The sequence below is a fragment of the Undibacterium sp. SXout7W genome (genome assembly GCF_049339385.1).
In the GTDB taxonomy this organism is placed as follows: Bacteria; Pseudomonadota; Gammaproteobacteria; order Burkholderiales; family Burkholderiaceae_D; genus Undibacterium.
Genome location: NZ_JBMPPF010000017.1, coordinates 113844 through 122179, shown reverse-complemented (window position 1 = coordinate 122179; position 8336 = coordinate 113844). Strand labels below are relative to the sequence as shown.

The 8336-nt window shown below is 47.3% G+C and carries 7 protein-coding genes, 1 tRNA gene and 1 pseudogene; all 9 read left to right on the top strand.

From position 1 onward, the window contains the following. Positions 1 to 126 (top strand): annotated as a pseudogene (gene tuf / locus ACO0LB_RS15870) (elongation factor Tu); the annotation flags it as partial. Between the two features lie 75 nt (positions 127 to 201). Beyond that, positions 202 to 277: transfer RNA gene (locus ACO0LB_RS15865), tRNA-Trp, on the top strand. Positions 278 to 313: 36 nt separating this feature from the next. Next, positions 314 to 697 (top strand): preprotein translocase subunit SecE, encoded by a 384-nt coding sequence (gene secE, locus ACO0LB_RS15860; protein ID WP_423050770.1) that lies wholly within the window; start codon positions 314 to 316, stop codon positions 695 to 697. Further along, complete coding sequence (gene nusG / locus ACO0LB_RS15855) at positions 697 to 1290, top strand: transcription termination/antitermination protein NusG (protein ID WP_423050768.1); 594 nt, start codon at positions 697 to 699, stop codon at positions 1288 to 1290. The genes secE and nusG overlap by 1 nt, the downstream gene beginning before the upstream one ends. 121 nt (positions 1291 to 1411) lie before the next feature. After that, entirely contained in the window at positions 1412 to 1843 is a 432-nt protein-coding gene (gene rplK, locus ACO0LB_RS15850) for a 50S ribosomal protein L11 (protein ID WP_423050766.1), read from the top strand. Further along, on the top strand, positions 1843 to 2535 hold the full coding sequence (rplA, locus tag ACO0LB_RS15845; protein ID WP_423050764.1) for a 50S ribosomal protein L1: 693 nt from the start codon (positions 1843 to 1845) through the stop codon (positions 2533 to 2535). The genes rplK and rplA overlap by 1 nt, the downstream gene beginning before the upstream one ends. A gap of 296 nt (positions 2536 to 2831) precedes the next feature. Continuing rightward, complete coding sequence (gene rplJ, locus ACO0LB_RS15840) at positions 2832 to 3368, top strand: 50S ribosomal protein L10 (RefSeq protein ID WP_423050762.1); 537 nt, start codon at positions 2832 to 2834, stop codon at positions 3366 to 3368. A gap of 52 nt (positions 3369 to 3420) precedes the next feature. Next, positions 3421 to 3789: a 50S ribosomal protein L7/L12 gene (gene rplL / locus ACO0LB_RS15835; protein WP_423050760.1), complete on the top strand. Its 369-nt coding sequence runs from the start codon at positions 3421 to 3423 to the stop codon at positions 3787 to 3789. A gap of 214 nt (positions 3790 to 4003) precedes the next feature. Beyond that, positions 4004 to 8110, top strand: a complete 4107-nt coding sequence (rpoB, locus tag ACO0LB_RS15830; protein WP_423050758.1) for a DNA-directed RNA polymerase subunit beta — start codon at positions 4004 to 4006, stop codon at positions 8108 to 8110. Positions 8111 to 8336 lie beyond the last annotated feature (226 nt).

The following is an 8336-nucleotide window of genomic DNA, read 5'->3' as shown; positions in this document are numbered from 1 at the left end:
GGTGATAACGTCTCTATCACAGTAAAACTGATCAACCCGATCGCGATGGAAGAAGGTCTCCGTTTTGCGATTCGTGAAGGTGGTCGTACTGTTGGTGCGGGTGTCGTTGCTAAAATTATCGAGTAATACTGATAGTAATATCTGAATCGAGTGCGGCGATCTGTTTAGGATCGCCGTAGCAGTTAAGAAGTTTCAAAATGTAGGGGTGTAGCTCAATTGGCAGAGCGACGGTCTCCAAAACCGTAGGCTGGGGGTTCGATTCCCTCCGCCCCTGCCACCATCAAAGCCGCAGGGCACCGAAAGTAAATTAAGTATGTCTAATCATCCCGTTCAAACAGTCAGCACTTCCAATGACAAATACAAAGTCATTCTGGCAGTTGTTGCTGTGATTTCAGGAGTTGCTGCTTTTTATATTCTCGCTAATCAGGCTGGCTGGGTACGTGTGATTGCTTTGCTGGTCGGTTTGTTTGCCGCTGTTGGTCTGTTGGCAACTTCTGATCTTGGGCGTGACTTTGTTAATTTTGCGAAAGAATCTGTTCGCGAAACAAAAAAAGTGGTGTGGCCTACACGTAAAGAAGCTGGTCAGATTACCGCAGTAGTTTTTGGTTTTGTTTTGATTATGGCGATATTTCTCTGGGGTACTGATAAGTTCCTGGAGTTTTTGTTGTATGACGTAGTCCTTGGATGGAAAAAATAATGAGCGATAACATTCAGGAAAACGAAGAAGGTACAGCGCCGGTGGTGTCTGTGCCTAAAAGTGCTAAAAGATGGTATGCCGTTCATGCATATTCCGGTATGGAAAAAAGTGTGCAACGTGCTCTGGTCGAGCGTATAGAACGAGCAGAAATGCAAGATAAGTTCGGTCAGATTTTGGTGCCGACAGAGGAAGTAATTGAAGTAAAAAATGGTCGTAAAGCTGTCACTGAGCGCCGTCTTTTCCCTAGTTATGTTTTCGTCGAAATGGAAATGACTGACGATACATGGCATTTGGTTAAAAATACTAGCAAGGTAACAGGTTTTATTGGTGGCAAATCTAATAAGCCTTCTCCAATTCCTCAGCACGAAGTTGATAAGATTTTGCAGCAAATGCAGGATGGTGTTGAAAAGCCAAGGCCTAAAGTTTTATACGAAGTCGGTGAGGTCGTACGTATTAAAGATGGTCCTTTCACAGATTTCAATGGCAACGTCGAAGAAGTGAATTACGAAAAATCTAAAGTGCGCGTTACCGTAACGATTTTTGGCCGCGCCACTCCGGTTGAGCTTGAATTTGGTCAGGTAGAAAAAGTTTAAGTTGTATCGTGGTCAGTACGATGCAGGTAGCTGCAAAAACTGATAGGTAGAAAGCAGAGGAGCCTGTTGATGTGAGTGAATATTTTCAGGCGCTATTACTCAATTTTTGAAGGAGCCAAACATGGCAAAGAAAATTATTGGTTTTATCAAGCTGCAAGTGCCAGCTGGTAAAGCAAATCCATCCCCACCAATCGGTCCAGCTCTGGGTCAACGTGGTTTGAACATCATGGAATTCTGTAAAGCATTTAATGCGCAGACTCAAGGTGTTGAGCCAGGTATGCCGATTCCTGTCGTGATCACCGCATTCGCTGATAAGTCTTTCACATTCGTGATGAAGACTCCTCCAGCAACATACATGATCAAAAAAGCAGCTGGTATCACTAAAGGTTCTGCTAAGCCACATACTGACAAAGTTGGTAAGATCACTCGTGCGCAAGCTGAAGAAATCGCAACCGTAAAACGCGCTGATTTGACTGCAGCTGATATGGACGCAGCAGTGCGTACAATCGCTGGTTCAGCTCGCTCTATGGGCATCACGGTGGAGGGTCTGTAATGGCTAAGTTATCTAAAAAAGCAAAGTTGCTCGCAACTAAAGTTGATCGCCTGAAAGTGTATCCATTTGATAACGCAATTGCATTGATCAAAGAATGCGCAACAGCAAAATTCAATGAATCCATCGACGTTTCCGTTCAGTTGGGTGTTGATCCTAAGAAATCTGATCAAGTTGTTCGTGGCGCAGTGGTATTGCCATCCGGTACAGGTAAAACAGTTCGTGTAGCGGTTTTTGCTCAAGGCGCTAAAGCTGAAGAAGCTAAAGCAGCGGGTGCGGACATCGTTGGTATGGAAGATTTGGCTGAACGCGTTAAAGCTGGCGATATGCCATTCGACGTTGTGATCGCTTCTCCAGATACTATGCGTATTGTCGGTACACTGGGTCAGGTATTGGGTCCACGTGGTTTGATGCCAAATCCGAAAGTCGGCACAGTAACTCCAGACGTAGCTACTGCTGTTAAAAATGCAAAAGCTGGTCAGGTTCAGTACCGTACAGACAAAGCAGGTATCATCCATACAACGATTGGTCGTAAGTCATTTGCTGATGGTGATCTGAAAGCTAACCTGGTTGCGCTGATCGAAGCTTTGAATAAAGCTAAGCCAGCGACAAGCAAAGGTGTGTACCTGCGTAAAGTATCTATCTCTTCCACGATGGGTGCTGGTGTACGTGTAGACCACGGCAACCTGGCTTAAGTCGTAATAAGAATTAAGTCCCTGAGTTTTATGATTCAGGGCGCATCTTTGGGCTGGATATTTTTTGAAAGTATCCGGAGTGTCAAAGACCGTTGGGCTGAGTGTGAATTCATACAAAGTTAAATCTCTGAAGAGTAATCAACAGAAACCCAACGCAGATGGTGTACCCGAACAAGTTTTGTAGTGATTACTGGTCCGCCAGTGAAACTCCTAACTTCGGACGCCGTGTTCGAAACGATATGAGGGAAGCGCATCATCCGGATGCGAACACTGAATATCATTAATGGAGGTTGACCGTGAGTCTCAATCTGAATGACAAAAAAGCAGTCGTCGCTGAAGTCTCTGCAAAAGTAGCAACTGCACAGACTATCGTCGTAGCTGAATATCGTGGCATCCAGGTCGGTCATTTGACGCAATTGCGTGCATCCGCACGTGCTCAAGGCGTTTACATGCGCGTGTTGAAAAACACACTCGCACGTCGCGCTGTTGAGGGAACTGTATTTGCCAGCCTCGCTTCTGAAATGACCGGTCCGTTGATTTATGCAATCTCGGAAGATGCCGTTGCAGCTGCTAAAGTCGTTCAAGACTTTGCAAAAACCAACGACAAACTGGTTGTTAAAGCAGGTAACTATGCAGGCAAATCGTTGGATAAAGCCAGCGTTGTTGCATTGGCAAGCATTCCTAGTCGTGAAGTATTGTTGGCGCAAGTGGTTGGCATGATGCAGGCTCCTGTATCTGCTTTCGCACGTGCTCTGGCAGCCGTCGCGGCACAGAAAGAATCCGGTTCTCCTGCAGCACCAGTAGCTGAAGCTGCTGAAGCCGTAGCAGAATAAGATTTTTTCCGTCAAATACCGTATCAATGTAATTAATTAATTGGAGTTTCAAATGGCACTTAGCAAAGACGATATCCTGGAAGCCGTAGGCGCGATGTCCGTAATGGACCTGAACGACTTGGTAAAAGCATTCGAAGAAAAATTTGGTGTTTCCGCAGCAGCAGTAGCAGGCCCAGCAGCAGCAGGTCCAGCAGCAGCAGTTGAAGAACAAACAGAATTCAACGTAATTCTGGCTGAAGTTGGCGCAAACAAAGTTGGCGTCATTAAAGCAGTTCGCGAAATCACTGGTTTGGGCTTGAAAGAAGCTAAAGATCTGGTTGATGGCGCACCAAAAGCAGTTAAAGAAGGTGTTTCTAAAGCTGACGCTGAAGCAGCGAAGAAAAAGCTGGAAGAAGCTGGCGCAAAAGCCGATCTGAAGTAATTCAGTATGAAGGCAAATCCTCGGATTTGCCGAAGTCAAAGGAAGGAATCCTCTTGCAAAAGAGGGTTCCTCTTTGGCTTCTTTGTCGTTTCGGGTTGTTTAGTTGTTTATTAAGGTTGAGGGTTGAGACTTGAGGCTTTTTGTCGCAAGAAGTTAGCAATATGCGCCAGGAATCCTGAATTCTCCTTCCTTCCCTGTCACTCACGGAGTGTCCATGCACTACTCATTTACTGAGAAGAAGCGTATTCGTAAATCTTTTGCGAAACGCGCCAACGTCCACAACGTTCCGTTCTTATTGGCGACTCAAATTGAGTCGTATCAAAGCTTTTTACAAGAAGACAGAACAGCTGCAAACCGTAAAAATGAGGGCTTGCAGTCAGCCTTCACTTCGATCTTTCCTATTGTTTCTCATAATGGGTTTGCTCGCCTTGAATTTTTATCCTACGTATTAGGTGATCCTGCATTTGATGTCAAGGAATGTCAGTTGCGTGGTCTGACTTACGCATCTCCTTTACGTGCCAAAGTGCGTCTGGTAATTCTGGATAAAGAATCGCCGACTAAACCAGTTGTGAAGGAAATGAAAGAGCAGGAAGTCTACATGGGCGAATTGCCTTTGATGACAACCACAGGCTCTTTTGTGATTAACGGTACCGAACGTGTGATCGTTTCCCAGTTGCATCGCTCACCTGGTGTGTTTTTTGAACACGATCGTGGTAAGACGCATTCTTCCGGTAAATTACTGTTCTCTGCACGTATCATTCCTTACCGTGGTTCCTGGCTGGATTTCGAGTTTGACCCGAAAGATATCCTGTTCTTCCGTATTGACCGTCGTCGTAAGATGCCTGTCACTATTTTGTTACGTGCGATTGGCATGAACAATGAACAGATTCTGGCTAACTTCTTCGTCTTTGATAACTTCAATCTGCACAGCGATGGCGCGGAAATGGAGTTTGTCGCAGAACGTTTGCGTGGTGAAGTGGCGCGTTTCGATATTACCGATAAATCCGGTAAAGTTATTGTTGCCAAGGACAAGCGTATCAATGCAAAACATGTACGTGAAATTGATGCTGGCGGTATCAAGCATATTTCTGTACCAGAAGATTATCTGCTGGGGCGTGTTCTGGCGAAAAACATCATTGATGCTGATACTGGTGAAGTGATCGCTAACGCTAACGATGAGTTGACGGAAGAATTGTTGGGTCGCTTGCGCGATGCACGCGTGAACGACATTCAAACGTTGTACACGAACGATCTGGATCAAGGTGCTTACATCTCTCAGACCTTGCGTACCGACGATACTGCTGACCAAATGGCAGCGCGTGTAGCGATTTACCGCATGATGCGTCCTGGCGAACCACCAACAGAAGATTCCGTTGAAGCACTGTTCAATGGCTTGTTCTACAGCGAAGACCGTTACGACCTGTCCGCTGTCGGTCGTATGAAGTTCAACCGCCGTATCGGTCGTGATGAACTGACAGGCGCGATGACGCTGTCGAATGAAGACGTATTGGCCGTGATCAAGATTCTGGTTGAATTGCGCAATGGCCGTGGTGAAGTCGATGATATCGATCACTTGGGGAACCGTCGCGTACGTTGCGTCGGTGAATTGGCTGAGAATCAGTTCCGCGCTGGTCTGGTACGTGTTGAACGCGCAGTCAAAGAGCGTCTGGGTCAGGCTGAAGCCGACAACCTGATGCCGCATGACCTGATCAACTCCAAGCCTATCTCTGCTGCGATTCGTGAGTTCTTCGGTTCTTCACAATTGTCCCAGTTTATGGATCAGACCAATCCGTTGTCAGAAATCACGCACAAGCGTCGTATTTCTGCCCTGGGACCTGGTGGTTTGACACGTGAGCGCGCCGGCTTTGAAGTCCGCGACGTTCATCCAACTCACTATGGCCGCGTCTGCCCGATTGAGACACCAGAGGGACCAAACATTGGTCTGATCAACTCTCTGGCGCTGTATGCGCGCCTGAACGAATACGGTTTCCTGGAAACACCATACCGTAAAGTGGTTGACAGCAAAATCACCAATCAGATCGACTACCTGTCTGCGATTGAAGAAGGCCGTTACATCATCGCTCAGGCGAATGCAACGATCGATGGCGAAGGCAAACTGATTGATGAACTGGTTTCTGCGCGTGAAGCTGGTGAAACGATTCTGGTATCCCCGGAACGTATCCAGTACATGGACGTAGCTACTGGTCAGGTGGTTTCCGTTGCGGCTTCGCTGATTCCGTTCCTCGAACACGATGATGCGAACCGTGCGTTGATGGGTGCCAACATGCAACGTCAGGCAGTTCCTTGCTTGCGTCCAGAGAAGGCATTTGTCGGCACAGGTATCGAACGTACCGTGGCAGTTGACTCCGGTACAACAGTACAGGCACTGCGTGGCGGTAAGGTGGATTACATCGATGCGGGTCGTATCGTTATTCGTGTGAATGATGCTGAAGCACAGGCTGGTGAAGTCGGTGTGGATATTTACAATCTCATCAAGTACACCCGTTCCAACCAGAACACCAACATCAATCAGCGTCCTATCGTCAAGGTCGGCGATATGGTTGCCAAGGGTGACGTGCTGGCTGACGGTGCATCGACCGATCTGGGCGAATTGGCTCTGGGTCAGAACATGCTGGTCGCCTTCATGCCATGGAATGGTTATAACTTCGAAGATTCGATCCTGATCTCTGAAAAAGTGGTGGCGGACGATCGCTATACTTCGATTCATATCGAAGAGTTGTCGGTTGTTGCCCGTGACACCAAGTTGGGTGCGGAAGAAATTACCCGCGATATCTCCAACCTGGCAGAAAACCAACTGGCTCGTCTGGATGAATCCGGTATCGTCTACATCGGTGCTGAAGTGACTGCCGGTGATACCCTGGTCGGTAAAGTGACACCAAAAGGTGAAACTCAACTGACACCAGAAGAAAAACTGTTGCGTGCGATTTTCGGTGAAAAAGCCTCTGACGTTAAAGATACATCCCTGCGTGTGCCTTCCGGCATGGTAGGTACGGTCATTGACGTACAAGTGTTTACCCGCGAAGGCATCCAACGCGACAAACGTGCACAGCAGATTATCGATGATGAATTGAAGCGTTATCGTCTCGATCTGAACGATCAGTTGCGTATCGTCGAACGCGATGCGTTTGAGCGTTTGGAGCGTATGCTCGACAGTAAAATTGCTGACGGTGGTCCGGCTAAACTGGCCAAAGGCAGCAAGATTACTAAAGAATATCTGGCAAGCATCGATAAATATCACTGGTTTGATATCCGTCTGGCATCTGATGAGGCCGCGAATGCATTAGTTGCGATGAAAGATTCCATCGCAGAAAAACGTCATCAGTTCGATCTGGCTTTCGAAGAAAAACGTACCAAGCTGACGCAGGGCGATGAGTTGCCTCCAGGCGTACAAAAAATGGTCAAGGTTTACCTTGCTGTTAAACGCCGCTTGCAACCTGGTGACAAAATGGCGGGTCGTCACGGTAATAAGGGTGTGGTTTCCCGTATCGTGCCTATCGAAGACATGCCTTACATGGCTGACGGTACTCCGGCCGACATCGTGTTGAACCCACTGGGTGTTCCATCACGTATGAACGTTGGTCAGATTTTGGAAGTACATCTGGGCTGGGCAGCGAAAGGTCTGGGCTTGCGCATCGGCGAAATGCTGAAAGCAAAAGCAAAAATCGAAGAAATCCGTGCTTTCCTGAAACAGATTTATAACGAATCAGGTAAAACCGAAGATATCGATGGCTTCTCCGATGCAGAAATTCTGGAGTTGACGAACAACCTGAAAAATGGTGTTCCATTTGCAACGCCAGTGTTTGACGGCGCCCATGAGTCAGAAATCCGTCGCATGCTGGATCTTGCTTTCCCTGATCACATTGCTGCACAACTCGGTATGACACCATCGAAAAATCAGGTCACACTGTACGATGGTCGCACTGGTGAAGCATTTGAACGTAAAGTCACGCTCGGTTACATGCATATGTTGAAACTGCATCATCTGGTTGATGATAAAATGCATGCCCGTTCAACTGGTCCTTACTCTCTGGTCACGCAGCAACCACTGGGCGGTAAAGCTCAGTTCGGTGGTCAGCGTTTTGGTGAGATGGAAGTTTGGGCTCTGGAAGCATACGGTGCGTCTTATGTCTTGCAAGAGATGTTGACTGTGAAGTCCGATGACGTGAATGGTCGTACCAAAGTCTATGAAAACCTGGTCAAGGGCGATCATGTGATTGATGCAGGTATGCCAGAATCGTTCAACGTTCTGGTCAAAGAGATTCGTTCTTTGGGTATCGATATCGATCTCGAGCGCGATTAATCCAGATTGATGTGAAGTGTTTCCCGTTTGTCTGGGAGCGCTTTGCAGCTACCCTGGAAACAGATTTAGTAATTTGCAGTATGTGTAATACCACCACCGCCCGAACGAGATTCGGGCGTTGGTCATTCAGCTAGCCAGCAGTTTTGAAGTGAATTCGTTCCCGGTATCTGATGGAACCAGTCCTCCGCAAAGGACCAGGCTCTCCCGTCGATGCGAACAGGGTAAG

What these genes read in the sequence shown, in the direction of transcription:
- rplA (WP_423050764.1), top strand. Translation starts at nt 1,843, where the DNA reads ATGGCTAAGTTATCTAAAAAAGCAAAGTTGCTCGCAACTAAAGTTGAT.
- secE (WP_423050770.1), top strand. Translation starts at nt 314, where the DNA reads ATGTCTAATCATCCCGTTCAAACAGTCAGCACTTCCAATGACAAATAC.
- rpoB (WP_423050758.1), top strand. Translation starts at nt 4,004, where the DNA reads ATGCACTACTCATTTACTGAGAAGAAGCGTATTCGTAAATCTTTTGCG.
- nusG (WP_423050768.1), top strand. Translation starts at nt 697, where the DNA reads ATGAGCGATAACATTCAGGAAAACGAAGAAGGTACAGCGCCGGTGGTG.
- rplL (WP_423050760.1), top strand. Translation starts at nt 3,421, where the DNA reads ATGGCACTTAGCAAAGACGATATCCTGGAAGCCGTAGGCGCGATGTCC.
- rplK (WP_423050766.1), top strand. Translation starts at nt 1,412, where the DNA reads ATGGCAAAGAAAATTATTGGTTTTATCAAGCTGCAAGTGCCAGCTGGT.